The organism is Stappia sp. ES.058, from assembly GCF_900105595.1.
In the GTDB taxonomy this organism is placed as follows: Bacteria; Pseudomonadota; Alphaproteobacteria; order Rhizobiales; family Stappiaceae; genus Stappia.
The window spans coordinates 1326542-1353290 of sequence record NZ_LT629784.1; the positions used below are offsets into that span (position 1 = coordinate 1326542).

At 64.0% G+C, this 26749-nt stretch carries 24 protein-coding genes, 1 tRNA gene and 1 riboswitch; of the genes, 12 read left to right on the top strand and 13 right to left on the bottom strand.

Annotation, left to right across the window (positions count from 1 at the left end; all coding sequences use genetic code 11):
- The first annotated feature begins 327 nt into the window (after positions 1–327).
- The 7 genes from ilvD to BLU32_RS06130 all read left to right on the top strand — a co-directional run bounded on the left by ilvD (position 328) and on the right by BLU32_RS06130 (position 9264).
- Positions 328–2001 (top strand): dihydroxy-acid dehydratase, encoded by a 1674-nt coding sequence (gene ilvD, locus BLU32_RS06100; protein WP_093805451.1) that lies wholly within the window; start codon positions 328–330, stop codon positions 1999–2001.
- Between the two features lie 215 nt (positions 2002–2216).
- Positions 2217–3404, top strand: coding sequence for a TRAP transporter substrate-binding protein DctP (dctP, locus tag BLU32_RS06105; protein ID WP_093805452.1), 1188 nt, complete (start codon positions 2217–2219; stop codon positions 3402–3404).
- Positions 3405–3574: 170 nt separating this feature from the next.
- A complete protein-coding gene (locus BLU32_RS06110) occupies positions 3575–4255 on the top strand; it encodes a TRAP transporter small permease (protein ID WP_093805453.1) in 681 nt (226 codons plus the stop codon).
- Positions 4252–5535 (top strand): TRAP transporter large permease, encoded by a 1284-nt coding sequence (locus BLU32_RS06115; RefSeq protein WP_093805454.1) that lies wholly within the window; start codon positions 4252–4254, stop codon positions 5533–5535. The genes BLU32_RS06110 and BLU32_RS06115 overlap by 4 nt, the downstream gene beginning before the upstream one ends.
- A 36-nt stretch (positions 5536–5571) precedes the next feature.
- Entirely contained in the window at positions 5572–6243 is a 672-nt protein-coding gene (locus BLU32_RS06120; protein WP_093805455.1) for a YggS family pyridoxal phosphate-dependent enzyme, read from the top strand.
- A 36-nt stretch (positions 6244–6279) separates the two neighbouring features.
- Positions 6280–7626 carry a hypothetical protein gene (locus tag BLU32_RS06125; protein ID WP_093805456.1) on the top strand — a complete coding sequence of 449 codons (1347 nt, stop codon included), beginning with the start codon at positions 6280–6282 and terminating at the stop codon, positions 7624–7626.
- A gap of 33 nt (positions 7627–7659) precedes the next feature.
- A complete protein-coding gene (locus BLU32_RS06130) occupies positions 7660–9264 on the top strand; it encodes an amino acid adenylation domain-containing protein (RefSeq protein ID WP_093805457.1) in 1605 nt (534 codons plus the stop codon).
- A 97-nt stretch (positions 9265–9361) separates the two neighbouring features.
- On the opposite strand, the gene BLU32_RS06135 is transcribed toward BLU32_RS06130, so the two are convergent.
- The 7 genes from BLU32_RS06135 to BLU32_RS06165 form a co-directional block, all read right to left on the bottom strand.
- Positions 9362–9435: transfer RNA gene (locus tag BLU32_RS06135), tRNA-Cys, on the bottom strand.
- Between the two features lie 124 nt (positions 9436–9559).
- Positions 9560–10021, bottom strand: coding sequence for an Lrp/AsnC family transcriptional regulator (locus tag BLU32_RS06140; RefSeq protein ID WP_093805458.1), 462 nt, complete (start codon positions 10019–10021; stop codon positions 9560–9562).
- A 464-nt stretch (positions 10022–10485) separates the two neighbouring features.
- Positions 10486–11874 (bottom strand): dihydrolipoyl dehydrogenase, encoded by a 1389-nt coding sequence (gene lpdA, locus BLU32_RS06145; protein ID WP_093805459.1) that lies wholly within the window; start codon positions 11872–11874, stop codon positions 10486–10488.
- A 4-nt stretch (positions 11875–11878) separates the two neighbouring features.
- Positions 11879–13225, bottom strand: a complete 1347-nt coding sequence (locus BLU32_RS06150; RefSeq protein WP_093805460.1) for a dihydrolipoamide acetyltransferase family protein — start codon at positions 13223–13225, stop codon at positions 11879–11881.
- A 3-nt stretch (positions 13226–13228) separates the two neighbouring features.
- A complete protein-coding gene (locus BLU32_RS06155; protein ID WP_093805461.1) occupies positions 13229–14242 on the bottom strand; it encodes an alpha-ketoacid dehydrogenase subunit beta in 1014 nt (337 codons plus the stop codon).
- Between the two features lies 1 nt (position 14243).
- Entirely contained in the window at positions 14244–15476 is a 1233-nt protein-coding gene (locus BLU32_RS06160; protein WP_093805462.1) for a 3-methyl-2-oxobutanoate dehydrogenase (2-methylpropanoyl-transferring) subunit alpha, read from the bottom strand.
- Between the two features lie 58 nt (positions 15477–15534).
- A complete protein-coding gene (locus BLU32_RS06165) occupies positions 15535–16686 on the bottom strand; it encodes an acyl-CoA dehydrogenase family protein (RefSeq protein WP_093805463.1) in 1152 nt (383 codons plus the stop codon).
- A gap of 180 nt (positions 16687–16866) precedes the next feature.
- On the opposite strand from BLU32_RS06165, the gene BLU32_RS06170 reads away from it, so the two are divergent.
- Positions 16867–17334, top strand: a complete 468-nt coding sequence (locus BLU32_RS06170; RefSeq protein WP_093805464.1) for an Lrp/AsnC family transcriptional regulator — start codon at positions 16867–16869, stop codon at positions 17332–17334.
- Positions 17335–17355: 21 nt separating this feature from the next.
- Here BLU32_RS06170 and BLU32_RS06175 read toward each other — a convergent pair whose 3' ends face one another.
- From BLU32_RS06175 to BLU32_RS06195, 5 genes are all read right to left on the bottom strand, one after another.
- Positions 17356–18345, bottom strand: a complete 990-nt coding sequence (locus BLU32_RS06175; protein ID WP_093805465.1) for an iron ABC transporter permease — start codon at positions 18343–18345, stop codon at positions 17356–17358.
- Positions 18346–18349: 4 nt separating this feature from the next.
- Positions 18350–19300, bottom strand: a complete 951-nt coding sequence (locus BLU32_RS06180) for an ABC transporter substrate-binding protein (protein WP_093805466.1) — start codon at positions 19298–19300, stop codon at positions 18350–18352.
- Positions 19301–19304: 4 nt separating this feature from the next.
- Positions 19305–20129: an ABC transporter ATP-binding protein gene (locus BLU32_RS06185; protein WP_093805467.1), complete on the bottom strand. Its 825-nt coding sequence runs from the start codon at positions 20127–20129 to the stop codon at positions 19305–19307.
- Entirely contained in the window at positions 20126–20602 is a 477-nt protein-coding gene (locus tag BLU32_RS06190) for a DUF1636 domain-containing protein (RefSeq protein ID WP_093805468.1), read from the bottom strand. Before BLU32_RS06190 ends, BLU32_RS06185 begins: the two co-directional genes overlap by 4 nt.
- Positions 20603–20718: 116 nt before the next feature.
- Positions 20719–20935: riboswitch (cobalamin riboswitch) on the bottom strand.
- Between the two features lie 40 nt (positions 20936–20975).
- On the bottom strand, positions 20976–22052 hold the full coding sequence (locus BLU32_RS06195) for a zinc ABC transporter substrate-binding protein (protein WP_093805469.1): 1077 nt from the start codon (positions 22050–22052) through the stop codon (positions 20976–20978).
- Positions 22053–22193: 141 nt separating this feature from the next.
- Here BLU32_RS06195 and BLU32_RS06200 point away from each other — a divergent pair, with 141 nt between their 5' ends.
- The 3 genes from BLU32_RS06200 to BLU32_RS06210 are packed head-to-tail and all read left to right on the top strand — an operon-like array spanning position 22194 to position 24320.
- Positions 22194–23063: a metal ABC transporter ATP-binding protein gene (locus tag BLU32_RS06200; protein WP_093810662.1), complete on the top strand. Its 870-nt coding sequence runs from the start codon at positions 22194–22196 to the stop codon at positions 23061–23063.
- The gene (locus BLU32_RS06205; protein WP_093805470.1) at positions 23053–23895 is read left to right on the top strand and encodes a metal ABC transporter permease; all 843 of its coding nucleotides are present in this window, start codon (positions 23053–23055) and stop codon (positions 23893–23895) included. Before BLU32_RS06200 ends, BLU32_RS06205 begins: the two co-directional genes overlap by 11 nt.
- On the top strand, positions 23892–24320 hold the full coding sequence (locus BLU32_RS06210) for a Fur family transcriptional regulator (protein WP_093805471.1): 429 nt from the start codon (positions 23892–23894) through the stop codon (positions 24318–24320). Before BLU32_RS06205 ends, BLU32_RS06210 begins: the two co-directional genes overlap by 4 nt.
- An 87-nt stretch (positions 24321–24407) precedes the next feature.
- Here BLU32_RS06210 and BLU32_RS06215 read toward each other — a convergent pair whose 3' ends face one another.
- Positions 24408–25721 (bottom strand): DUF2254 domain-containing protein, encoded by a 1314-nt coding sequence (locus BLU32_RS06215; protein ID WP_093805472.1) that lies wholly within the window; start codon positions 25719–25721, stop codon positions 24408–24410.
- A gap of 142 nt (positions 25722–25863) precedes the next feature.
- On the opposite strand from BLU32_RS06215, the gene BLU32_RS06220 reads away from it, so the two are divergent.
- Entirely contained in the window at positions 25864–26649 is a 786-nt protein-coding gene (locus BLU32_RS06220) for an extensin family protein (protein ID WP_157727532.1), read from the top strand.
- Positions 26650–26749: the final 100 nt, after the last annotated feature.

A 26749-nucleotide genomic window follows, 5' to 3' on the forward strand; every position in this document is an offset into this window, starting at 1 on the left:
TACTTTCCCGAAATCTGTCTATTTCTCAAATGCTTCATCGGGACGAAGCGGGAACTGGTCAGTGACGTTGCGGCCCTTCGCATTTCGGTCGGGACCCGGATGGATCCATGCTGGATCCCAGCAAACCTGTCTGCGTCCAGATCCGCCCGGCGATACGTCCGGTCTATGGCTTGGCTTGCGAGCCGGCGGGCCGGGGCGGGGTGTGAAGCCCCATGGCGGATCGACCCGCCGGAACGCGGGCGTGGGTCGCGGCCGTCTGTGCAGAGGCGGCACGAAAGCGGTCGTCCGGCCGGCGAGAAGGAACTGTCCCGTCAAGGAGGATATCGGGTGCCATACAACGAGCGTTCGAAGACGATTTCGCAAGGGATCGAGCGTTCGCCGAACAGGGCTATGTTTTACGGCCTCGGCTATACGAAAGAGGATTTCGACAATCCCATGATCGGCGTTGCCAATGGTCATTCGACCATCACGCCATGCAATGCGGGCATTCAGCCACTTGCCGAAATCGCCGTTGCGGCGATCAAGGAAGCCGGCGCCAATCCGCAAATATTCGGGGTTCCGACGATTTCCGACGGAATGGCAATGGGAACCGAAGGGATGAAATACTCCCTCATATCCCGGGAGGTCATCGCGGATTGCGTCGAAACGACGGTTCAGGGCCAGTGGATGGACGGTGTCCTGGTGCTTGGCGGCTGCGACAAGAACAAGCCTGGCGGCATGATCGGCATCGTCAGAGCGAATGTGCCGGCGATTTACGTCTATGGCGGCACGATCAAGCCGGGCAAATGGAAAGGTGAGGACCTGTCCGTCATTTCCGCCTTCGAGGCGGTGGGTGCGATCAAGGCCGGGCGTATGAGCCAGGAGGATTTCGAGGGCATCGAGCGCAATGCCTGCCCGACCACCGGCGCCTGCGGCGGCATGTATACGGCCAACACGATGAGCTCCTCCTTCGAGGCGCTTGGCATGGCTTTGTTCTATTCCTCGACGATGACGAACGTCGATCAGGAAAAGAAGGACTCCACGGCCGAGTCGGCCCGGGTGCTGGTCGAGGCCGTCAAAAAGGGGCTGAAACCCCGGGACCTCGTCACGCGCAAGAGCGTCGAGAACGCCATCGCGCTGGTAATGGCGACCGGCGGGTCCACCAATGCCGTCCTGCACTATCTGGCGATTTGTCATGCCGCGGAAGTCGAGTGGACGCTTGACGATTTCGAGCGGGTGCGCCGCAAAATTCCGGTCATCTGCGACCTCAAGCCGTCCGGAAAATACATGGCCGTCGACCTGCACAAGGCGGGCGGGATCCCGCAGGTGCTCAAGATCCTTCTCAATGCGGGCCTGCTGCACGGAGACTGCATGACGATTACCGGCCGGACCCTGGCGGAGGAACTGGAAAGTGTGCCGGACGCGCCGCCGGCGGACCAGGACGTCATCCGCCCGATCGATCAGGCGCTCTATCCCGAAGGACATCTGGCAATCCTGCGCGGCAATCTGGCGCCGGAGGGGTCGGTGGCGAAAATCACCGGTCTCAAGTCGACCTCGATCACCGGGCCGGCGCGTGTCTTCGATGACGAACAATCGGCGATGGATGCCATTCAGTCGGACCAAATCCGGCCCGGCGACGTGCTGGTCCTGCGTTATCTTGGACCGAGGGGCGGTCCGGGAATGCCCGAAATGCTGGCACCGACATCGGCGATTATCGGGCGCGGACTGGGCGACAAGGTGGGGCTGATTACCGACGGCCGGTTTTCCGGCGGCTCCTGGGGCATGCTGGTTGGGCATGTGACCCCCGAGGCGTTCGACGGCGGCCCGATCGCTCTTGTTCAGGAAGGCGACAGCATCACCATCGATGCGCCGACGCAGCTTCTGCAACTGAACGTCGATCAGGCGGAACTCGACAAGCGGGCGGCCGCCTGGCGGCAGCCGGAGGCCCGCTACAAGTCGGGCGTCTTGAGCAAATACTCGCAACTCGCGACCTCTGCCAGCAAGGGCGCCGTGAGCGGTTAGCCTTACGAGGCCCCCTGCACGGCAGGCAAACGATCGGGTGCGGAAACGTTCCCGATCGTTTTGCGCGCGCTGTTTGTTTTGTGCAGGCGGTCGACCGGCGCGAACGTCTTGAGTGTTACCAAAAATAGAAAAATAGAATTAGACCGATCCCTGGTTGCTGAATAGGTTTTGAAGAGGCTGAAACTGCAGCTGGTCTTTTGAACCTGGAGGGGTCCATGATCGACGCCGCGCGAATGTCTTGCCCGCCGAAAGACAAGGCCGGTTGCCACCGGAGCGCGGGGGAGGGCGGCGGCGGTGACATGCTGCGCGGTTCCGCCCCCCGGACATCCGTCGGGTCGAGGTTTCGAGGTGCTCCCCTGGTTGGACTTCTGGTTGCGTTGCTCGGCTTCGCATCCGCCGTGCAGGCGGCAGACTACACGATGACGATCGCGCATCTTTACCCCGACGACCTCACCAACAACGAGACGGCGCCGGCGCTGAAGCACTTCGAGCAATTGGTCGAAACCGCCACCGATGGCGCGGTCCAGGTCGAGGTGTTCGGCAATGGCGCGCTCGGCGGCGAGGTTGAGGCCGCGCAACAGGCGCGCGGCGGAAAGACCATCCAGTCCGTGATGCTGGGATCGGGAACGCAGGCGTCCTTCTATCGCAACTACGAGATGATCACGGCGCCATTTCTCTTTCCCGACTATCGCACGGCCTGGGCCTTTTTCGATTCCGCGTGGTTTGCCGAGTTCATGAAGCCGATGGTCGCCGAAAGCGGGCTGCGCTATCTCGGCACGCTCGACGACGGCGGCGGCTTCGTTGCCTTCGCCAACAACAAGCGGCTGATCCGGACGGTCGAAGACCTGAAGGGGATGCGCATTCGCGTCGAGGAAAACCAGGCCCACATGACGATCATGCGGGCGCTCGGGGCCTCTCCCACGCCCTTGCCCTGGGGCGAATTGCAGACCGGCCTGGCCACGGGCCTTGTCGACGGGCATTTCCACGCACCGGGCGTCAACGACATTTTCAAGCTCTATGACGTGACCGATTACACGACGTGGAGCGGGCACGTCTACAACACGATCACCTGGAGCGTCAGCGAGGCCTGGTTCAAGGAGCTGCCGCGCGACTATCAGAAGATCATCGTCTCGTCCGCGCGCGAAGCGGTGGCGATGGCGCACGGCATCGCCACGCAGATCACCGTCGTCGGCTGGGTGAACTCTTGCGAGAAATTCGACGAGTGCTATGTGCTTCCGGATGCCGAGAAAAAGCGGATGCGCGACATTGCGCAGCCGATCTACCGCGACTGGCTCGTGGAGGAGTTCGGTCCGAAGGCGAAGCTTTTCGATGACATGCGCGCCCAGATCGATCGCATTCAGTTGAGGCAGCAGCAAGCGGACGTCGAGCGGTATCTCGACTGAAACCAGGTTGGGGATTGATGCCTTCGCGTGTTGCACATGTGCGATGCGCCCCGGGCCGCCTGTGTCCGTCATCCGGCGCCGCATTTTGAAGCGCGGTGGCGCCCCGACCCGCCCCTGGAGTTCGGCTTCAGGACTGCCTCCCTGTGTGTGACCGAGGACCTTTTTTGGCGATGACCCTGAGAGACCGTTTGCACTGGATCAGCGATGTCGCCAACAAGGCGACCCTTGCCGTGTGCGCGGTTCTTTTGCTCATGATGCTGTGCATTTCCGCCATGGGTGTCGCGCTGGAGGTGCTTGCCTCGTCGCTCTCCGTGGTCGGTGCGCGCGACCTGTTCGATGGTGGCGTGCTGTCCTGGCTTTATGCCAACACCCGGCCTTCGATCTTGCGGCTGTTTCTTCCCTGGTTCGGAATGCTCAGCATCACGGTGGCGTTCAAATACGGTGAGCACATTGCGATCATGGTCGCATCGCGTGCGTTGCCCGCCTGGGGACTGCGCATCGCACAGGCGGTCAACCTGACGGCGATCGCAATCTTTGCCGCCGCCCTTGTCTGGTACGGCGCCGAGTTTTTCGGGGGCGCAACGCATCTCTTCATCGTGTCCGACACGATCCAGGTTTCCCACCGATGGACCGCCGCCGCCGTTCCGGTTGCCGGTGTCGTGCTGTGTCTTCATCTCGTTGATGGTGTGGCGCTTCTGGAAAACCGGGATGCCGACTTGGCCGCGGACGATGAGCTTGCGGCCGTGACGGACGACGGGATGGCCTGGGACGCCGGGGCCATTGCGTCACCGGAGACATCGGCCGGACAGGCCGCAGCCCAGACGGGCAAGCCACTGGAGGCGACGCGATGAGCGCGACCTTCGCTTTTGTCTTCCTGATGGTCATCGGCCTGCCGCTCGGCCTCGTCCTGACCGCAGCCGGTCTGGCGGGGGCCGTCTCCATAGGCGGCCTCGACTTTCTCAGCATCCTTCCCGACCGGTTTTATTCGGGCGTGTCCGGATACGTCCTGATCGCTGTTCCCTACTTCATCATCACCGCCGAGATCATGAACCGGGCGGGTCTGACCGACCGGCTGATCGCCTTTGCCAGCAGCCTGTTCGGGCGTGTTCCCGGCGCCTTGTCGCATGTCAACGTCACGACCTGCCTGATGTTTGCGGGGCTTACCGGAGCAGCGGTCACCGAGACGGCGGCGATCGGCCGCACGCTGATCCCCTCGATGCGGCGCGAGGGCTACAGCGCGTCTTATTGCGCGGCTGTCACGGCGTGTTCGGCGATGGTCGGGCCGATCATCCCGCCCAGCATCATCATGATCGCCTACGCCGCGACGCTGCGCGACATTTCCATTCTCGGGCTCTTCGCCGCCGGGATTCTGCCCGGCTTCCTGATGGGGATGGGCATGCTCGCCGTCAGCGCTGTCGTGTCCTGGCGGCGCGGGTATCGGGCCCACGGTCCCGTACGGTTCCAGGTCATCCTGCGCACGGGCGTCGGGGCACTTGCCGCAATGGGCATCCCGCTGGTGATCATCGTCGGCGTTCTCACCGGTCTGACAACGGTGACGGAAGCCTCGGTGATTGCCTGTATCTACGCGCTCGCGCTCGGCGGGCTGGCCTATGGCAAGCTTTCCCGGACAGATCTCTGGGAGGCACTTGTCTCGACGGTCAGTTTCAGCGGCGTCGTGTTCCTGCTTCTTGGTGCCTCCAACGTGCTCGGCTGGTACGTGACGCGCTCCGGGATCGCGCGCCACGCGGCGGAAACCATCTCGACCATGAGCGACAGTCCCCACGTCCAGATTCTGGCGGTTGCGGCACTCCTGATCGTCATCGGCATGTTCATCGACGTCTTGCCGGCCATCATCATTGCGGTGCCGGTGCTTGCGCCGGCACTCGTGGAACTCGGGTTCGATCCGCTGCATGCCGGCATGGTCATGCTGCTGGCGTTGAACCTCGGCAACATCACACCGCCCGTCGGTCTCACTCTGATGACCGCGGCGCGCATCGCCAACGCCCCTTACGAGGGGGCGGTGAGGGAAGCCCTGCCTTTCATATGCGCGCATATCGTGATCGTCGTGCTCGCGGCGACCTTTCCGGCAATCACGCTCGCAGTCCCGAAGCTGTTCGGGGTCGGTGGCTAATCGGTCCTGGAGCGGACCCAGCAATGGAAGAAGACCATGAACCAATCGGTTGAACGACTGAATGCAGTGACGGCAAAGGTCGCCGCTGCCGAACGGGAGCGCGGGGCGGGCGGGGATCCGGTCACCCTAGTTGCGGTCAGCAAGACCTGGAGTGCCGACGAGATCCGCCCGGTGATCGAGGCCGGAGCGCGGGTCTTCGGCGAGAACAAGGTCCAGGAAGCGCGCGACAAGTGGCCGGGACTGAAGGAGGAATTTTCCGGTCTCGAGGTGCGCCTGCTCGGCCCCCTGCAGACCAACAAGGTGCGCGATGCCGTGGCGCTCTTCGACGTCATCGAAACGGTCGACCGGGAAAAGCTCGCGGCCGAACTCGCGAAGGAAATCCGCCGCCAGGGCCGCGCGCCGCGCCTCTACGTGCAGGTGAACACCGGGCGCGAACCGCAAAAGGCGGGCATCGATCCGGATAAGGCCGTTGCCTTCGTGACGCGATGTCAGGAGACGCATGGCCTTGAGATCGAAGGGCTGATGTGCATTCCGCCGGCCGGCGAGGATCCGGCGCCGCATTTCGACCTGCTCGCCAAACTCACCGACGCCGCCGGTCTCGGGCAGCGTTCGATGGGAATGTCCGGCGACTACGAAACCGCCATCCGCCACGGCGCCAGCAGTGTGCGCGTCGGCTCGGCGATTTTCGGCAGCCGAACCTACGCCTGACCCGTTTCCGCGATCGCCTTTTCAGGATCCATTGCCATGAACATGCATCACAAGCTCAATTATACCGTGACCCACAGCTTCGATGGCCTCGAAATCCCGGATGAGGAGAGGCGACGGCTTCTGGATATCGCAAGCTGGAACGGGCATGTGCCGACCTTCAACCGGCGGGGTCGCGGTGCGTGGGAGCAACTCAAGGAACCGGTGGCCCTGAAAAGCGATCCTTCGGTCACCTTTCGGGCCGCGAAGCTCAAGGGTGTCGGCCTGTGGAATCCGATCCTGCCCGGCGACGCGGAGTATTCCAACAAGCTGCATGACGATGCGAGCAACGATCCCGTTCCGCCGCTCACCGATCTGCTGGAGTATCTGGTGACCTACCCGCATTTCGGCATTTCGAACGAGGGAGAGTACAGATACGCCTATTCCTCGCCGAGCCCCATCGGCGGCATCGTCCATGAGCGCGCGCACCGCGAGTTTTGGTCGTCGGAGCGGCTGATCAGGCATGGCGTGCCGAGCATCGCGCCGCTGGCGGTGATCGAGTACGATGACACCCTGCGGTTCCAGGACCAGCCGATGGGCGCGGTGATCACGCTCTCGCCAGGCTCCGCCTCCTACCGGATTTCGGAAATCCTGTTCGGCGCCGGCCTGTTGCGCGGCACCGATCCTGTCTTCGATACCCACTACGACGGCATACGCGAGTGCCTCGGCATCGAGGGCGATCCGGACGACGAGCGTGTCCGCCTCCGGGTCATCGAAAAGCTCGCGCGCGAGGCGGGCAAGCTCCTGCATGATTTCTCGCTGACCGAAATGTACCGCTATTCCGGCGACTGGGGGAACTTCGTCTATTCGGTGGAGAGCAAGCAGCTCTTCCTGATCGATCTCGACAGTGTGCAGGACATCAACCACCTGCCGGCACCGGCCAAGGCGATGCAGGCCTGGCGCGATCTGGTGAGCGCGATCTATCGCATGGTCGGCAAGATCGGCTACCCCACCGCGCTCGACAAGTACACCCTTGAAAACCTGATGGAGTTCGATCCGATCACGGCGAAGATCAAGGGGTACTTTCCCGAGGTTCCGGAATCGGAAATCCGCCCACTGGCGCGCCGGCTGTGGGGCTATTTCATTCCGCACCTGTTCCTCTTGAAGAAGCACCGCGATGCCATCCGCAACGACTGGGACGGAGACCGCCGCAAGACCTACAAAATGGACCACGACCTCTTTTACATCCTCGCGATGACCACGCTTCGGCCACTCTTCGCGCGCTCGCAGGTCGGCGAGAAATACCGGCATTCGATCACCGAGGAGGAGATGTGGGCGAAGGCCGAGCGCTTCCTCGGCGAGCGCTACGAGTATTTCGCCTATCTGATGCGCCAGCCGGCCCTTTGAGACACAGGACAGACCGCACCGCAGGAGGACACCATGGCGACCACCGTTCCCCAGCTTCTGGAAGATGCCCGCAACTTGCGCAAGGGTGCGGTCGCGGTCACCTGCGGCTCCACGTCGATGACCCATGGCGAACTGATGGCGCAAAGCAACAGGATCGCCAATACGCTGAAGGCCGTCGGCGTGAAACGGGGCGACCGGGTCGGGGTCTATCTCGACAAGTCGATCGGAGCGCTCGCCGGTCTGATCGGCATCATGAAGGCGGATGCGGTCTGCGTGCCGCTGGATCCGACGGGCCCGGTGGCGCGGATGGGCTTCATCGTCGCCGACTGCGGGGTCCGGGTGCTGATCACGAGCGGCAACAAGCAGAGGCGGCTTGAAGCCTTCCTCGCCGACGGGGGCTCTTTTGACACGATCCTCGTGCTGGGGGACAAGCCTTTGGAGCTCGCGGGCAAGAGCATCTCCATCGTCTCGTCCGTCCAGATCGCGCAGGCCTCGGGTGCGGTTGCGCCGTTTCAGGCGCTTGAGACCGATCTGGCCTATATCCTCTATACGTCCGGCTCGACCGGGCGTCCCAAGGGCGTGATGATCACCCATCGCAATATCGTCGCCTTCGCCGACTGGGCGGCTGGGCATTTCGGTGTCGGCCCGGCGGATCGTGTGGCCTCACATGCGCCGTTTCATTTCGACATCTCGCTGTTCGATCTTTATGTCGCGCTCTCGCGCGGCGCGACCGTGTGCCTCGTGCCGCAGGGGATCGGGTTTCTCGGCGTCGATCTGGTGCAGTTCATCGCCGAAAACCGCATCACGATCTGGCAGTCGGTGCCCTCGGTGCTGATGATCATCGAGAAGCACATCAAGGAGCGGCAGATGGACCTTGGCGCGCTGCGGGTTGTGTTCTTCGCCGGCGAACCTTATCCGCCCCAGGCCCTTCGCAACCTGATGAAAAAGCTGCCGGGCGCCCGCTACTTCAATATCTACGGCGCCACCGAGACCAACGATGTCACCTGTCATGCAATCGAACGCCTTCCGGATGACGCGCCCCTGCCGATCGGACGATCCTGCAGCCATATGGAGGTTCTGGTTCTCGATGAACACGATCGTCCGCTGAGCGAGACCGGCAGCATCGGGGAACTGTGCGCACGCGGGCCGACAGTGGCCAGGGGCTATTGGGGCGACCCGCATATGACGGCGGAGAAATTCGTTCAAAACCCGTTGCATAGCGACTTCGCGGATCCGCTCTATCGCAGTGGCGATCTGGTTGAAATCCGCCGGGGCGGGGTGCTGGCCTATGTCGGGCGGCGCGATGCCCAGGTGAAGATCCGCGGCTATCGCATCAACCTGCGCGAGGTCGAGGACGCGATTTCAAGCCATCCGGACGTGGCCGAGGCCGCCGTGATCGACCGGATCGATGCGGACGGGACCAGGTTTCTCGCGGCCGTCGTCGCAACGTCGGGCGGTGCCGAGATAACGCTGCGCGCGCTCAAGCGCCATGTGACGAACAGCCTGCCGAACTACATGGCCCCTGAAACCCTCGAGATCGTACCGGCCTTGCCCAAGACCTCGACCGGCAAGCTCGACCGGCAGGCGCTCAAGCGCGAAGTGAAGCGGGAGCGCGTTGCCGGCGCAGCGGCGTCATAGGGGAGGTGGATCCCGGTCGCGACGATCGCGGGAAGGGCCGGATCGGAGCGTCGACCGCAGACACCCGGCATCCGCAAGGTCATCGCTTTGAAGAAAATGGAGGCCTCGCCTGGATTCGAACCAGGATATAGGGAGTTGCAATCCCTTGCGTCGCCATTCCGCCACGAGGCCCCGAATATTCAGAAAACCATGTTTTATGCATGTCTTTCGATGACGACATCTCAGAAATTCTATAGGGTTGCTGCGCCAATTCAATGTCTATATTCGGATTTGTCGATAGCGTTTGCCTTTTCGATCATATGGGAAGATGTGCCGTATACTTCATTTCCTCCAGAATGACCGTGCTTTGGATCTCGTGCAGCCCGGGAAGCATGACCAGTTTGTCCCGCAGCAGCGTTTGAAAGTGATCCATGTCGCGCACGACGACGCGCAGGTTGAAATCGAAGTCTCCGAGCATCAGCTGGACGACCTGGACCTCCGGTATGCGCATCGCCGCCTCCTGGAAGACCGAGATCGACTGGCGTCCGTGACCCGACAGTTTGATGCGCACGAGGATGGTTGCGTCGAAGCCCAGTTTCCGGCGGTCGAGTAGCACCGAGCGGCCGGTTATCACGCCGTCCTCCTGCATTCGGTTGATCCGTCGCGAGCACGGCGATTGCGACAGTCCGACCCGATCGGCGACGTCCGAGACGGAGAGCGATCCGTCCAGTTGCAGCACTCTGAGAATCCTGAGATCGGTCTCATCCAGATCCTGCATGAAATTACTCCGGTTTTTCAGTAAACGCGAAATTCATGTTCAAAATAGCCGTTCGCCGGTTCAATTCGGCAAGTACAGCCAATCGGATGTTGCTATGATTTTTCTGTCGATCGGGCCTTTGTTGTTTCAGGTGCGGAGTGGCAGGCTGGGCATCCCAAGCGTTTCCGGCCTTGCTCCGCCGGAGTCGTCCGGGCTTCCTCGCCCACCAGTGGTCAGGAGACGTTTCAAACGCCGGATCGTCCGGCCGGATGTGCCTGAGCGTCTCAAGTCTCCCAAACTCTGCCGGTGCCGCAGTCGCGAGCACCGGTTTTTTTTGCCATCAGCCGTATTCGGCCATATCCGCAAGGAAAGGCTTCTGTCTGCGGCTGCCGACCCGGCCGGCGCGCGCCGTTTGCCCTCTTTCCGGCGTTGCCTTGCCCGCAACAGTGCGGCTCCCGCTACGTCGCCGGGTTTGGGTCCACACCCTAGATGTGGAGCGCGTGGCCAAGCGCTGCGAGACAGGCTTCCTGCAGCCCTTCGCTCTGGGTCGGATGGGCATGGATGACGGCCCCGAGATCGTCCGTGCGCGCGCCCATCTCGATGGCGATAGCAAAGGCGGCCGAGAGCTCAGAAACGCCATGGCCCACGGCCTGAAGGCCGACGATCAGGCCGTCGGATTTCCGCGCGACCACGCGAACGAAGCCGTCTTCCGCCTCCATCGACATGGCCCGGCCGTTGGCGCTGAAGGGAAACTGTCCGGTCGACACGTCAAGTCCCGCGCTCTTGGCGTCGTCCGGTGAAAGGCCGCAGGTAACGATTTCCGGGTCGGTGAAACACACCGCCGGAATGCAGCGCTTGTCCCAGGAGCGGCGATGGCCCGCAACGATTTCCGCCACCATCTCGCCCTGCGCCATGGCGCGATGGGCAAGCATGGGCTCTCCCGTTACATCGCCAATGGCGAAGACGCCCTGCATCGAGGTTCGGCAGGTGTCGTCGATGCGCAGGAACGGCCCGTCTGTCGCGAGCCCGAGGCTGGCGATATTCCCGCTGTCCGAACGCGGACGCCGGCCAACGGTGACGAGAATGCGGTCGGCGGGCAGGGTCTTTTCCTCGCCCTCGGCGGTTTCCACGGCCAGACCGTCGGCGCTCTCACCCTTCGCCTTCGTGGCGAGATGCACGTCGATGCCGAGCGCATGCAGGGTCTTGAGCACCGGGCGGGTGAGGGCGCTGTCGTATTGCGGCAGGATCCGGCTCTCCGCTTCCACGATCGACACCTTCGCACCGAGTTTCGCGAAGGCGATGCCGATTTCCAGACCGATATAGCCGGCCCCGACGATGCAGAGTTCTTCCGGGACGGATGTCAGCGCAAGTGCTTCGCTGGAGGAAATGACCTTTCCGCCGAACGGCAGGAACGGAAGCTCGACCGGTTCCGACCCGGTCGCGATCACGACCGCCTGCGCGCGGATCTGCACCGTGCTGTCGCCGGTGGTGACCTTGACCGTCTTGCCGTCGAGAAAGGTGGCGCGGCCGGTGACGATCCGGGCTCCCGCCTTCTTCAGCAGTCCCGCGACGCCGGCATTCAGCCGGCTGACGATTCCGTCCTTCCACGCGACGGTCTGGGCCATATCGATGGACGGGTTCTCGGTGCGAATGCCAAGCGGCGAATGCCCGTCGTAATGCGTCAGCTTGTGGAACTCTTCTGCGGCATGGATCAGCGCCTTGGACGGGATGCAACCGACGTTGAGACAGGTGCCGCCCGGTTTCTGGTCGTCGACCACGATGGCGTCGATCCCGAGCTGACCGGCGCGGATGCCGCAGATGTAGCCGCCGGGTCCGGCGCCGATGATCAGGAGCTTGCAGGTCAGGTCGCTCATCGGCTCACTCCTCGACAAACATCATGGCAGGGGTTTCCAGCAGTGTTTTCAACTTCTGGACGAAGACGGCGGCGTCCCAGCCGTCGATCACCCGGTGATCGAACGAGCAGGAAATGTTCATCATCTTGCGGGGACGAAACGCATCGCCGTCCCACATCGGGCGCGTGGCCATCTTGTTGATGCCCACGATTGCCACCTCCGGATGATTGATAATCGGGGTGGTTGCAAGCGCCCCGAGAGGCCCGAGCGAGGTGATGGTGACGGTCGAGCCGCTCAACTCCTCGCGGGTCGCCTTGCCGGTGCGGGCCGCTTCCGCCAGTCGGGTGAGTTCGGCGGCGTTCTCCCACAGGCTGGCCGCTTCCGCATGGCGGGCGACCGGAACGGTGAGGCCGGCCGGCGTTTGCGCCGCGATGCCGATGTGGACGGCATCCGACTGGTGAATGATGCCGGCCTCGTCGTCATAGCGGGCATTCATTTCCGGTTGCGCGGCAACAGCATTGACGATGGCACGCATGATGAAGGGAAGGATCGTCAGCTTGCCGCGCTCCGCGCCATGCGCGGCATTGAGTTGCGTCCGCAATTCCTCCAGCGCGGTCATGTCGACTTCCTCGACGATGGTGATATGCGGGATGCGGGCCCAGGACTGGGCCATCTTTTCCGCGATCTTGCGGCGCATGCCGACGACCTTCACCTCGCGGCTGCCGGTCGCGGGAAGCCGCGTGCCGCCCCGGCCCGTGACGGGCCCGTGCTCGATGTAGCCGTCGAGGTCTTCATGCAGGATGCGCCCCGCAGGACCCGATCCGCCGACAAGCCGCAGGTCGATGCCTGCATCCTGCGCACGCCGCCGTACGGCCGGGGAGGCGAGGGGCTTCTCGCCTTTCGCCAGCGGTTCGCGCCGCACGGCGGTCTCGTTTTTCGACGTGTCGGAAGCGGCGGGCGCCCTGGGCGCTGGCGGAGCGGACGTGTCCGCATCCGCCGGAGTGTCCGCGGCTGGCTCCGGGACTGCCTCTGGCGGGCGCGCCTCTTCACTTGTCTCTTCACTTTCCTCGGACGCCGTCTCCGGTTCGGGCGTTTTCGTAGGCGCGGGGGTGCCTGTGTCGTTGCCGTCGCCCTCGACCTCGATCTGGATGAACCTGTCGCCGATGGCGATCACATCGCCCGGTTCGCCGCACAGCCAGACGACCTTGCCGGCCACGGTTGAGGGGACCTCGACGGCGGCCTTGTCGGTCATCACCGTGCCGAGCACGTCGTCCTCCCCCACCTCGTCGCCGATGGCGACCTGCCATTCGGTGAGCTCCGCTTCCGCGATGCCTTCGCCGACATCGGGCAGGGTAATCGTGTAAAGGCCCATGTTCTAACCCTCCAGAACTTGGGTGAAGGCAAGCTTGATGCGCTCCGGCCCAGGGAAATACGTCCATTCCTGCGCATGCGGATAGGGCGTGTCCCAGCCGGTGACCCGCACGATCGGCGCCTCCAGGTGATAGAAACAGCGTTCTTGCACGAGCGCGCTCAGCTCCGCGCCGAAGCCGGAGGTCTTGGTCGCCTCGTGAATGACGATGCAGCGCCCGGTCTTGCGCACCGACTGCTCGATGGTCTCGATGTCGAGCGGCAGCAGGGTGCGCAGGTCGATGATTTCCGCGTCCACGCCGGCTTCCTCGGCCGCCGCCCGCGCCACATAGACCATCGTCCCATAGGCAAGCACCGTTACGGCGTCGCCGGGGCGACTGATCTCCGCCTTGCCGAGCGGGACCGTATAATAGTCCTCCGAGACATCGCCGAGCTCATGGTTCTTCCACGGCACGACAGGTCGGTCGTGGTGGCCGTCGAAGGGGCCGTTGTAGAGCCGCTTGGGCTCAAGGAAGATCACCGGATCCGGATCCTCGATGGCGGCAAGCAGCAGGCCCTTGGCGTCGCGCGGATTGGCCGGCACGACGACCTTGAGGCCCGAGACATGGGTAAACAGCGCTTCGGGGCTCTGGCTGTGGGTCTGGCCGCCGAAGATGCCGCCGCCGGTCGGCATGCGGATCACCATGGAGCAGGTGAAGTCTCCGGCCGATCTGTGCCTGATCCGCGCGGCCTCCGACACGATCTGGTCATAGGCGGGATACATGTAGTCGGCGAACTGGATTTCGACGACCGGCTTCAGCCCGTAGGCGGCCATGCCGACCCCGGCGCCGACGATGCCGCTTTCGTTGATCGGCGCGTCGAAACAGCGGTGCGGCCCGTATTTCTTTTGCAGGCCGGCGGTGCAGCGGAACACGCCGCCGAAATAGCCGACGTCCTCGCCGAACACGACAACGCGTTTGTCCCGCTCCATGGCGAGATCATGGGCGTTGCGGATCGCCTCGATCATTGTCATCCGGGCCATGTCAGTATCCTGCCTGCTGGCGTTGCTCACGCAGGTGCGGCGGCATCTCGGCAAAGACATCGTCGAACATGCTGCGCGGCGACGGCTTGTCGCCCGAAATCAGCGTGCCGTTGGCCTCGGCTTCCCGCTGCGCGCTGCGCACGGTGTCGATGATTTCCGCCTGGGCCTGCGTGTGCCGGTCCTCGCTCCATTCGCCGATGGTGATCAGGTGACGTTTCAGCCGTTCCACCGGGTCGCCGAGCGGCCAGGCGTCGAACTCGTCCTTGGAGCGGTAGGCGGACGGATCGTCGGAGGTGGAATGCCCGCCGGCCCGGTAGGTGACATGCTCGATCAGCGTCGGCCCGAGACCGGAGCGGGCCCGTTGCGCCGCCCATTTCGCGACCGCGTGGACCGCGAGATAGTCGTTGCCGTCGACGCGGATCGCGGGGATGCCGAAGCCGTGGCCGCGGGCCGCGAAAGTGACCGCGCCGCCGCGCGCCATCCCCTGGAAGGTCGAGATCGCCCACTGGTTGTTGACGATGTTGAGAATGACCGGCGCCTTGTAGGTGGAGGCGAAGACCATGGCGGCGTGAAAGTCGTTCTCCGAGGTCGAGCCGTCGCCGATCCAGGCGGCGGCGATGCGCGTGTCATGCGAGATCGCCGAGGCCATCGCCCAGCCGACGGCCTGGATGAACTGCGTGCCGAGATTGCCGGACACGGAAAAGAAGCCGTGGTCGCGGGCGGAGTACATCACCGGAAGCTGGCGGCCCTTCAACGGGTCTTCCGCGTTGGAATAGATCTGGTTCATCATCTGCGTCATCGGGTAGCCGCCGGCGATCAGCAGGCCGGCCTGACGATAGGTCGGAAAGTTCATGTCGCCGTCCTCGAGCGCCATGCGAAAGGCGCAGGCGACCGCCTCCTCGCCGAGGTTCTGGACGTAGAAGCTGGTCTTGCCCTGGCGCTGCGCCTTGAGCATGCGCTCGTCGAACTGGCGCAGCGTCATCATGTGGCGCAGCCCGTTGCGCAGCGCCTCGGCATCCAGATCTCCGGCCCAGGGGCCGACGGCCTCGCCGGCCTTGTTGAGCACGCGCACGACGGAAAACGCCATGTCGCGCATGTCTTCCGGCGCCTCGTCGATCTCCGGCCGGCGGACGGCGCCGGCGCGCGGGATCTCGAAGTCGGAGAAATCGGGCGTGTCGCCGGGACGGCATCCGGGTTCGGGAACATGAAGGGCAAGCGGCCTGGGGTCGGTCATGGGGCCTCCTCTTCGCGTGTTTGCCGGATCGTTCTTGCGGACCGGTCCGGCGGAAACGTCAGCCCCTGTCGCGCTCTTCAAGCAGCGCGCGGGCGGTGATCAGCCTCATGATCTCGTTGGTACCCTCCAGAATGCGGTGCACCCTGAGATCACGCAGCGTCTTTTCCAGACCATAGTCTTCCAGGTAACCGTATCCGCCAAGCATTTGCAGTGCGTCGTCGGTCACCTTGAAGGCCGTGTCGGTGACGAAGGCCTTGGCCATGGCGCAATGCTTGGTGGCATCTGCGGCACCCGTGTCGAGTTTCCAGGCCGCCTGGCGCAGGAACGTTCGCGCGGTCTGAAGCGCGATTTCCATCTCGGCGACGCGGAATTGCAGACCCTGAAACTGGTCGAGACTTTTGCCGAAGGCCGTGCGTTCGCCCATGTAATTGAGAGCAACGGTCAGTGCAGACTGGGCGCCGCCAAGGGAGCAGGCGGCGATGTTGAGACGACCGCCGTCGAGGCCCTCCATGGCGTAGGAGAAACCGCGGCCCTCCTCGCCAAGCAGATGATCGGCGGGAACCGCGCAATCGTCGAACTGGACCTGCGTCGTCGGTTGCGCCTTCCACCCCATCTTGCGCTCCGGGGCGCCGAAGCTGAGGCCGTCGCTGCCGTCGGGAACCGCGATAGTCGAGATGCCCTTGGGACCATCGGCACCGGTCCGGCACATGACGACATAGAGATCGGAGTAGCCGCCGCCGGAAATGAAGGCCTTGGCGCCCGACAGGCTGTAGCCGTCATCGGTGCGCGTTGTGCGGGTCCGCAGCGCGGCGGCGTCCGACCCGGAGCCCGGTTCGGTCAGGCAGTAGGAGGCAACCGCTTCCAGCGAGACGAGGCGTTCCAGCCAGTGGTCCTTGAATGCCTCGGTCCCGTATTTCGCGACCATGTTGGTGCACATGTTGTGGATCGAGATGAAGGCCGCAACGGACGGGCAAGCGTGCGCCAGCGCCTCGAAGACGAGCGTCGCGTCGAGACGCGACAGGCCGGTTCCGCCAAGCTCTTCGGGAACATAGATCGCGCCGAAGCCGAGCGCGCCAGCCTCTTGAAGCATCTCGCGGGGGATCGTGCCGGATTTTTCCCAATCGTAGGCGTGCGGCGCGATCGCGTCGCGGCCGAAGTCCCGTGCCGTGTCGCAAATCAGGGTTTGCTGTTCCGAAAGCCCGAAATCCATTCCGCGTCCGCTCCTTTGCATTGTCTGTCGCCGGGCACGTGGCCCGCCGGCAACCCAGAGGCGTGAGGGCACACAGATGATTGCGCGCACTGGTCGAAATTTCTTGCCGTATTTGCTGAATTTCCGGCATGTTGCGGAATAATCTTTTTTATTATTGCTGTATCTCAGAAGGAGATTTCCATGCGGCGAACACTGGACGAGATCGATCGGCGGATACTCAAGGCATTGGTCGCCGACGGACGTCTGTCGAACACGGAACTCGCGCGCGAGGTCGGGCTTTCGCCATCGCCGTGCTGGCAGCGCGTGCGCAGGCTGGAAGAGGCAGGCATCATCGCCGGCTACACGGCCGTGCTCGACCACGGCGCGCTCGGTGTCGGGGAAACGGTGATGGTGGAAGTGTCTCTCGACCGCCATGACGCGGAGGTGCTGGAGGAGTTCGGCCGGGTGATGGCGGAAATCCCGGAGGTGCTCGAGGTCTATCTGATGGCGGGCGACTACGACTATTTCGTCAAGGTCGCAGCCAATGGCACCCAAGGCGTCGAGGCCTTCCTGCGCGAACGTCTGTTCCGCGTTGCCGGCCTCAGACATTCGAAGTCGAGCTTCTCGCTTCGATGCCTGAAGAACGTGGTGTCCTTCGTTCCCGATTGAGCCTTGAGCCTCAAGCCTGATCTAGCGCCCGCCGCGGCCGAGCAGGGCGAGGATAAAGGCGGCGCCGATGGAGGTCGTGACGATCCCCACCGGCAGTTCCTGCGGCGCAAGCACGCTTCGCGCCGCGATATCGCTCAAGAGCAGAAGGCAGCCGCCGATCAGGGCCGACAACATGATCAGCCGCCCGTGAAGCGGTCCCGCCAGGCTGCGCGCGATATGCGGCACCATCAGTCCGACAAAGCCGATCACGCCGCTGATCGAGACGAAGGCGGCGGTTGCGAATGCACAGGCGAGAAACGTCAGTTTGCGAAGACGGGCTACCTCGACGCCGAGGCTGCGCGCCGTGTCGTCGCCCGCGAGCAGGGCGTCGAAGCTGCGATGCCGGACAAGGGCGAAGGCCAGAATGACGGCAAGACCCGCAAGCGCGACGGGAAGCAGGTCCCACCTTGCAAGTCCGAGGCCTCCGAGCGACCAGAACAGGACGGAATGGGCCGCGCGCTGGTCGCCCGCAAAAACCAGATAGTTGGTGAAGGCCATGAACAGGAAGGAGACGGACAGTCCGGCAAGGACCAGCCGCGCCGGTCCCTGATCTCCCATACGGGTAACGAGCAGAAGGACAATCCCCGAGGCGGCCATCCCTCCGGTGAAGGCGGCCGCCGGCAGGGTCCAGACGCCGAAGAGATCGCCGGTAACGGTGATCACGAAAACGGCGCCGGCCGCTGCCCCGGACGACAGGCCGAAGAGGAACGGATCGGCGAGATCGTTGCGGGTCGCGGTCTGAAGCAGGCAGCCGACGATACCGAGACCCGCCCCCACCATCAGCGCCAGAAGCGCGCGCGGCAGCCTCAGATCGAGGATGATGCGCGTGCTGGCGGTGGAGTCGGAATGTGCCCCGACGAGCGTCGCGACCACCGTGTCGAAGGGCATCGCCGTGGACCCGGTCGCGATGGCCGCAACGAGAAGTGTCAGCAGAAGCAGTGTCAGTGCGCAGACGGAGAAGGCGAAGCGCACGGGCCTAGAACGCGTCGGGGTGCAGGGCGCGGGCGAGCTTGTCGATCGCCGCGATATTGGCCGGTCCGGGCGTCAGTTCCTCATAGCGAAGCTTGATGTAGCGGGCGTTTCTGACAGCGCTTGTGTGCTGCATGACCGGGTGGGTCTTGAGGAAGCGGAAGAGCGCGTCGCCGCCGGCGCCATTTTGATAGTCGAGCAGGATGAGAAACTCCGGATTCGCGGCGGCGACGGTTTCCCACGACGTCGTGCCCCAGCTTGTTTCCATGTCGCCGGTGATATTGGTGCCGCCGGCGCTGGAGATCATCGCTGTGGGCATGGCGTATTTGCCTGCGGTGAAAGGCTTGTCCTCGCCGGAATCGAAGAGAAAGACGCGCGGGCTCGCGGTGTCGCCGATGCGCTCGGCGATCCCGGACACATCCGCCTTCCAGTCGTCCACGAGTGCCTGGGCTGCGTCCTCGCGGTCGAAGATGCGACCCAGCCGGATCATGTCGTCGTAGAGCAGGTCGAGGCTGGCCGCCGGCCGGTTCTTGTCGAGGTGGACGCAGCTTTCGGTCAGGATCAGCGTCTTGATCCCATGGGGCGCGAGCGTGTCGGGCGTGACCTCGCCGCCCGGTTTCATGCCGTAGTACCAGCCGGCGAAGAAGAGGTCCGGGTTTGCGGCGACCAGATTTTCCAGCGTCGGGTATTTGGGTGCGATTTCGGGAATCTCGCCGCGCTTGCGTTCGAACTCCGGGCTTGTCTTGTACCAGCCGCTGATGCCGCTGACGCCGACCATTCGGTCCTGAAGTCCGAGCGCGAAGGCCATTTCGCTCATGTTGATGTCCTGCACCACCATGCGCTGCGGCACGCTCTCGAACGACAGCGGTGTCCCGCAGTTGTCGACGGTCACGGGGGCGGCGATGGCACTTGCGGTCGTTGCAAGAATGGCGGCGAGTGAAATCAGGTAGCGTTGCACGGGACTAGAATCCTTTTGCGGCCGGAAGAAAAGAGGCTTGGCCAAGCGAAACGTCGAGAACCGACAGGTGCCGGTCCTCGCTGGGGTGGGGCAGGCGATGGAAGCCCACGTCGAAGACCTTGCGGATGTTGGAAAGGCTGAGCACGTCCTGCGGGTGGCCGTAGGCCTCCAGGCGACCGCCGCGCACCAGCGCCACGTGGCTGGCGAAGGCGTCGATCAGGGTCAGGTCGTGCAGGGCGGCGACCACGGTGATGCCGAGACCCGCCACAAGTCCAAGCAGCGCGCCGCGGGCATTCGGGTCGAGATGATTGGTCGGCTCGTCGAGAACGAGCAGTTGCGGACGCTGGCATATGGCGCGGGCAAGCTTCGCCCGCTGGCGTTCGCCGCCCGACAGGCTTCCGATCTGCCGGTGCGCGAGGTCCTCCAGCCCACACAGCGCGATTGCATCCGCGAGCGACCGGCCCGGTTCGGGCTTGCCGAGACGCCCCGAGTGCGGCAGGTGCCCGAGGCTGACGTATTGTGCGATTGTGAGGCGCGTGTCCGGATCCTCCATCTGCCCGACATAGGCGATCCTGCGCGCCCGCTCGGCCGCCGGGATCTCGCGCAAGCGCGTGCCCCAGAGGCGGATGTCGCCTTCGGTGGGGTCCGAAAGGCCTGCGATCATTCGAACGAGGGTGGTCTTGCCCGCGCCATTGGGACCGGCGATGGCGAGGATTTCCCCGGCATGGACGTGAAAGCTCATATCCCTGACAAGGCTTGGTTTGCCGGACGGCGCGAAGGCAACGCCTTCAAGCGACACCGCGACGGGACTGCCTGTCGAATGGGTCATCGCGCGGGGTCCTCATTGGGGCGATCGGACGAAAGGTTGGGGCGATCGGGCGTAAGGGGGGCCGGCAGTGCGGGAATGCGCGCCAGCGTCTTTCCGATGAGCCCGGCCGGGCGGCTGCCTTGCGAGCACCATCCGTCGTCCAGCCTGGCGTATTGTGCGGCAAAGGCAACCAGCGGGGGGATATCGGTATCCGGATCGATCTCGCCGAAAAGATAGGACGCCTTGTCCGTCGCCTGGAATGCGACCGTGCAGGGGCGCTTGCATCCGGCCATGCACCTGACGCCGGCGACCTCGTATGGCGCGCAGCCGTCAGCCTTGAGTGCATCGGCCAGACCTGCAAGGAGCCGGTTCCCCTCTCGTCGGGCATCCTCCGGCCCGCCACCGCAGGACGTGCAGACCGTTATGCGATGCGTCCGGCCGGCCGCCTGCCGGCGGGACGTGCCGTCAGTCCTGAAGTTCGGGTTGCCAATCATGCCGGTCCTGCCACACGACGGTTCGCAAGCAGGAAAAAAGACGCCATGTCGGACTGTCGGCCGAGGGCCGCGTATCGGTCATATTGTCAATCCTCCCGGAACGCCCCGTCCGGATAGAAGTGTTGCGCCTGGATGGCAGGTCTCCTGGCTCGCGGGTCGTCGCCGATGCGCGCCTTCCCACCCGAAATCCGGGCAGTGGCATGTGCGGTCGGCTTTCCGCTCACAGTTGCGGGGGCAGCCACGGTCTCGGTCCCTGCTGGGTACGCCTCACCGTGTTCCCTTTTAATGCCAGCGGTTTCTCGATCGCCGGCAACCATCGCGTCGAAAATTGCAGATCCGGCGCCATTGCGCAACAGGCATGCGCCGACCCGGCTCAATCAGCGGAGGACAAGCAGTCCTTGAACTCCTTCGCCATTCCCCGCATCAGGTCGAGGTAGGAGGTCCCGGAATCGGCAAGCGTGTTGCCGAGGGGGTCGAGGCTTCCCTTGCGCGCTGCGGTTCCCTCGATCGCCACCGTCACCAGCTTCGGGTCGAACTGCGGTTCGGAGAACACACAGACGGCGCCGGTGTCCTCGATCCTGTGCTGGATTTCGGCAATGCGCGCCGCGCTGGGCTTGGCTTCCGGGGAAACGGTGATCGCACCCGCCGACGACAGTCCGAAGCGCTTCTCGAAATACTGGTAGGCATCGTGAAAGACGACATACCGCTTGTCCCGAACCGGGGCGAGCGTGTCCGCGATTTCCTGCGACATCAGGTCAATACGGGCGGTGAGGTCGGCGGCATTCTCCCGGTAGCGTTCGGCATTCTCCGGATCCGCTTGCGCCAGGGTCGCGGCGATGTGCCGGGTCATCGCCTTGGCGTTGTCCGGGTCGAGCCACACATGGGGGTCTTCGGCGCCGTGCGCATGGCCATGGCCATGGTCATCGGCCGCATGATCCTCGTGGGCCTCGTCGGTGCCGTGGTCGTGCTCGGCGCCGTGGTCATGACCGTCGTGGTCATGATCGTCGTGGTCATGGTCGTGATGGTCTTCGTGGGCGTGATCCCCGTCGGTGCGATCCGTCTTTTCGTCGTGCGCATGCGCATCCTCTCCGGCGTTTTCGCGAAACGCCAGATGGGTGACGCCGGGCGCCTCGAACAGGGAGACCGAAACGCCGTCCTTCGCTATCGTATCAAGCGGCTTGTCGAGGAACGTTTCGAGATCGTGCCCGATCCAGAAGACCAGACGGGCCTCCTGGAGCGCTGCCGCCTGGGACGGCTTCAGACTGTAGGAATGCGGGGAAGCTGCCCCCTCCACGATGAGCTCCGGCGTGCCGACGCCCTTCATGACGCCCGCGACAAGCGCATGGACCGGCTTGATCGACGCGACCACATTCATCTCGGCGCCCATGGCCATGCCGGAGGAAAGACCGAGCAAGGAGGCGGAAAGCAGCAAGGTTCTGATACGGGACATGGAAGCTCCAGCGTAATGTCATGTTATAAGATCACGTCATTGCGTTATGCTATAACGTGTGGCATAGAGTGGCGCAACACCCCGGCCGAGATTTTTTCGAAATGGTCCGGACATGAGGTTTTCGTGAGTTCGATCGTCGACATGCCGTTTGATGCTGACCGGAACAGCCCCCTTGTCTCACTGTCGAACGCCGGCGTGCGCCGCGATGGCGCCTGGCTGGTCCGGGGGGTCGATCTTGCCGTGCAACCCGGCGAGATCGTCACGCTGATCGGGCCGAACGGCTCCGGGAAATCCACGACCGCCAAGATGGCGCTCGGCATTCTGCCGCCCGACGAGGGGAGGGCGGAGCGCCGGGCGGACGTGCGCGTTGCCTATGTCCCGCAAAAGGTGACGGTGGACTGGACACTGCCCTTGACCGTGGAGCGCTTCCTGTCGCTGACAGCGCCGGTCAAGGCCGGTGACGCCGCGGCGGCGCTCGCGGCAACCGGGATCGGCCACCTGCGTCGGGCGGAGGTCCGCAATCTCTCCGGGGGCGAATTCCAGCGCGCGCTGCTTGCCCGCGCGATGTGCCGCAAGCCCGATCTGCTCGTGCTCGACGAGCCGGTGCAGGGGGTCGACTACAGCGGGGAGATCGCGCTCTATGATCTGATCAAGCGGATCCGCGACGATCTGGGCTGTGGCGTTCTCCTGATCTCGCACGATCTGCATGTCGTGATGGCGGCGACCGATCACGTTATCTGCCTGAATGGTCACGTTTGCTGCCAGGGCGCGCCGGTCGCGGTCGCCTCGAGCGACGAGTATCGACGCCTGTTCGGAGGGCGCGCGTCGGACACGCTGGCGGTCTACGAACACCACCACGATCACACTCATTTGCCGGACGGGCGGGTACGTCACGCCGACGGCACGATCACCGATCATTGCCAAATGCCCGAACTGGCGCCCGAACCGGTGCCCGATCGCGGTGCGGATGATCCCGTGACGGACGCCAAGGAGACACGCCATGCTGGATGACTTCTTCGTGCGTGCGCTTGTTGCCGGAATCGGCGTTGCCGCCGTGGCCGGGCCGCTCGGCTGCTTCGTTGTCTGGCGCCGGCTCGCCTATTTCGGCGACACGCTCTCCCATGCAGCGTTGCTGGGCGTCGGACTGGCCTTGCTGCTTCAGGTGAACGTCACGCTCGCCGTGTTTGCCGTGTCGGCCGGCGTGTCGCTTGCGCTCCTGGCGCTGCAACGGCGCGCCTCGCTGTCCTCCGATGCGCTTCTTGGACTGCTCTCGCATTCCGCCCTGGCGCTGGGACTGGTGGCGCTTGCCTTCATGACCTGGATCCGGTTCGATCTGATGGGACTGCTCTTCGGGGACATCCTCTCTGTGTCGGTGCGAGACATCGTTCTCGTCTACGCAGGCGGGGCTGCGGCTCTTGCCGTTCTTGCCTGGATCTGGCGGCCATTGTTCGCCGCCACCGTCAATCCGGAACTGGCGGAAGCGGAAGGCCTGCATCCCGAGCGTGCCAACATCGTGTTCATGCTGCTGATGGCGGGCGTGATCGCCATTGCCATGAAGATTGTCGGCGTCCTGCTGATCACGGCGATGCTGATCATCCCGGCTGCGACCGCGCGGCGCTTTTCCACCGGGCCCGAACAGATGGCCATTCTGGCGGCCCTTTTCGGCATTGCCTCGGTTGTTGGCGGCCTGTTCGCATCGCTGGAATGGGATACGCCCTCGGGTCCGTCGATCGTCGTTGCCGCGCTTGCGCTGTTTCTTGTCGGCCTCAGCCCGCTGACGTCCTGGATGACCCGCTCCCTGCGCCGCAACGTGGGTCCGCAGTCTGAGGGAACGCAACAATGAGTGTCGGTGAAAACGATCGCGCAGGGCTCACCCGCAATCAGGGTCTGGTGCTTGACGCCCTGTCGCGCGCAGAGGCGCCGCTCAGCGCCTATACGATCCTCGATCAGTTGCGCGAGGCCGGTTTTCGGGCGCCGCCTCAGGTCTACCGGGCGCTGGAAAAGCTGGTCGAGAGCGGCCGCGTACACCGGCTGGAGAGCCTGAATGCCTTTGTCGCCTGTCAACATCCTGGCTGCGACGGACACACGGCGGTTGCCTTTACCATCTGCGAACAATGCGGTCGCGTTGCCGAGGTGAGCGACGCCGGTCTGATCGACCGCATCCGTACGATTGCAGCCGCCAGCGGGTTCCGGGTTTCAAAATCGACGGTCGAGCTGCGCGGTTTGTGTGCCGACTGTGCCTCTGCTGCCCAGGGCGCGGCGCAATAAGTCAGGCGGAACCGGTTTGAGGCGCAATCCAGTCAAATCCGACGGACATGAAAATGGCATCGCCTCGCTTCGTTCGTGCGCCGTATCCTAGGTTTCGTCCGCGGATGCGAGGCTGCTGTGCCCGGGCGTCTGGACGCGGGCCTTGCGCAGTGCTTGCGCAATTTCCCGCCTGTCGTCGCGGTTTCCGATCGAATGCGCCGCATCGCTGGCGATGAGCCGGAGATGCTGATGCAAAACGCCGGCGTGTTCGTCGCGCACCACGACCGCCATGCGTCCGATGGCGGCGATGAGATGCAAGAGCACCATGACGTTGCCACGGGCGCCGCGGCGCAGGGAATGAAGGGCGGTTCCGACGATTTCCTTGACGTCGAGAATTTCCAGCCAAACCCGCGGAGTGCCGTTCTTGTCGCGAATGAGCGATGTCGGGGCACCACGCTGAAGAACCATGGCGAGCGAAGCCGAGAGATGGTCGAGCGCACTGATTGCCGTGTACGGATCGTTTATCCCCGGCGACAACGCCCGCAAGGCGATCTCGACGTTCAGATGAACATTGAACTGAATGTCTCCGTCGGGTGCACGTACATCCTCAAGGTAGACGGCGTCTCGAACGACCTGTGGCTTGATGGCGTCATTTTCGTCGTGAAGATAGGCGATTGGCGTCTTCGCCACGACAAAGACCCCGGGCCGCGCAACCATGCGAACGAAGCCGTCACCGGCCCGGGCTGCCGACTGCAGGAGATGCGTTTGAACCGTGGTGACATAACCGGATTTCTCGGAGAGCACGGCGCGCCCGGGCGTTGTCGGCAGGGCCTCGCGGTCGCTGGCGGCTTCATGCGGCTCATCGTCGAGGAGGCGCTCGATGGCGGCGCGCAGGCTGCGTTGGGTGCGTCCGATCTCACTGTCGACCATGACGCGTTGCGCGGTGTCGTGAACAAAATACACGACCCAGAAGAAGCTGATTGTGGCCAGGATGATGGCAATCGCGACAGCGATGCGCGGAACTTCCGTTTCTCCCACGACATAAAGCACGATCAGCGAATAGAGGAACGTTCCTCCCAGAAGTCCGATCGTGCTCTGGTTGACCCTGTTGTCCGAGAAGGTCTCGAGCAACCTCGGACCGATGTTGCCCGCGGCCAGAGTGAAGACCACCAGCGTCAGCGAATAAACCAGGCTGATGACGGTCATCGTCGCGCCGGCGATCGTGCCGAGGACGGCGCGTGCGCCGCTCGCGCTGATGGTGAGGAAGGGAACAAGATCAAATGCCGGAGTAAAGACATCCGTCCGGTCGACCCAGACGGCAACGGGTGCGAACACCAGTCCGAGCATGGCCAGCATGGCAGGGACGAACAAAAAGCCGCGCACGGTTCGACGCAGCCGCAGCAGTATTGACGATTTTTCCATGAACGGCCTCTGTGTTGACCCGGAGTGCATGCCATCGCCTACAGGTGATCCGGAGGCGGTGACAGCGCGGATGCGCACGGTCAGGATACACCGGCAGAGCACGGCCGTGAAACCTGTTGGTCGGCGAACAACGGAGACTTTTATGATTTCAGGACAGATGACGGGCCGTGTCTTGTCGTGCTTGCACATTCGAGACGCTGCTGAAATCGGAGCGGGCCGCAGCCTTGTCCGGCCGTGGCGGACCGGGCCGCGCGCTCTATTCGCAATCGCGGGCCTGTCCGTCCTCATCGCCCTCGCGCCAGGGGGACGTGTTGTCGCGCAAGACAAGGTCGGTCTCGTACCCGTTCCGCGCGACAAGCCCGTGGCCGAGGCTGCGCTTTCGGCAGCGGTGTCGGACTGTGCCCGGAAACTCGAGGAGGCCGGCGTCGTCTTTCGCGCGGTCGCCCCGCCCGAGCCGGGCCTGCTCGGCTGCCGGATTGATGACCCTGTCCGGCTGGAGCGGATCGGCGATGCCCGGCTGCGCCCGTCTGCGACCTTGTCCTGCACGACCGCCTTGAAGCTGGTGCGTTTCCTTCAACGCCCGCTGAAGGAGGAGGTTCGCACCATGATGAACACCGCTATCGCCACGGTGCGTGTCGCCGCCTCCTACGATTGCCGGGGCCGCAACCGTCAGGCAGGTGCAAAACTCAGCGAGCACGGCTACGGGCGTGCGATCGACATCCGCGGACTGACGTTCGCCAACGGGGAAGACTGGGCCGTATCTCCGCGAGACCCGAAGGATACATCGCCCGCGGCGAAGTTTCAGCGACGGGTTCGGGCCCTTGCCTGCGGACCCTTTACGACCGTGCTCGGGCCGGGCTCCGACGCTTATCACGACGATCACTTCCACTTCGACCTCGCGCCACGCAACAACGCCTATTGCAGGTGACCGCAATCCTGCGTCACGCTTGAGCACATTGCGCGCAGCGGCGCTCTGTCGCATGGCGCATGGACGGGCATAGGCCGAAATACGTACCCGAGGGGCAGAA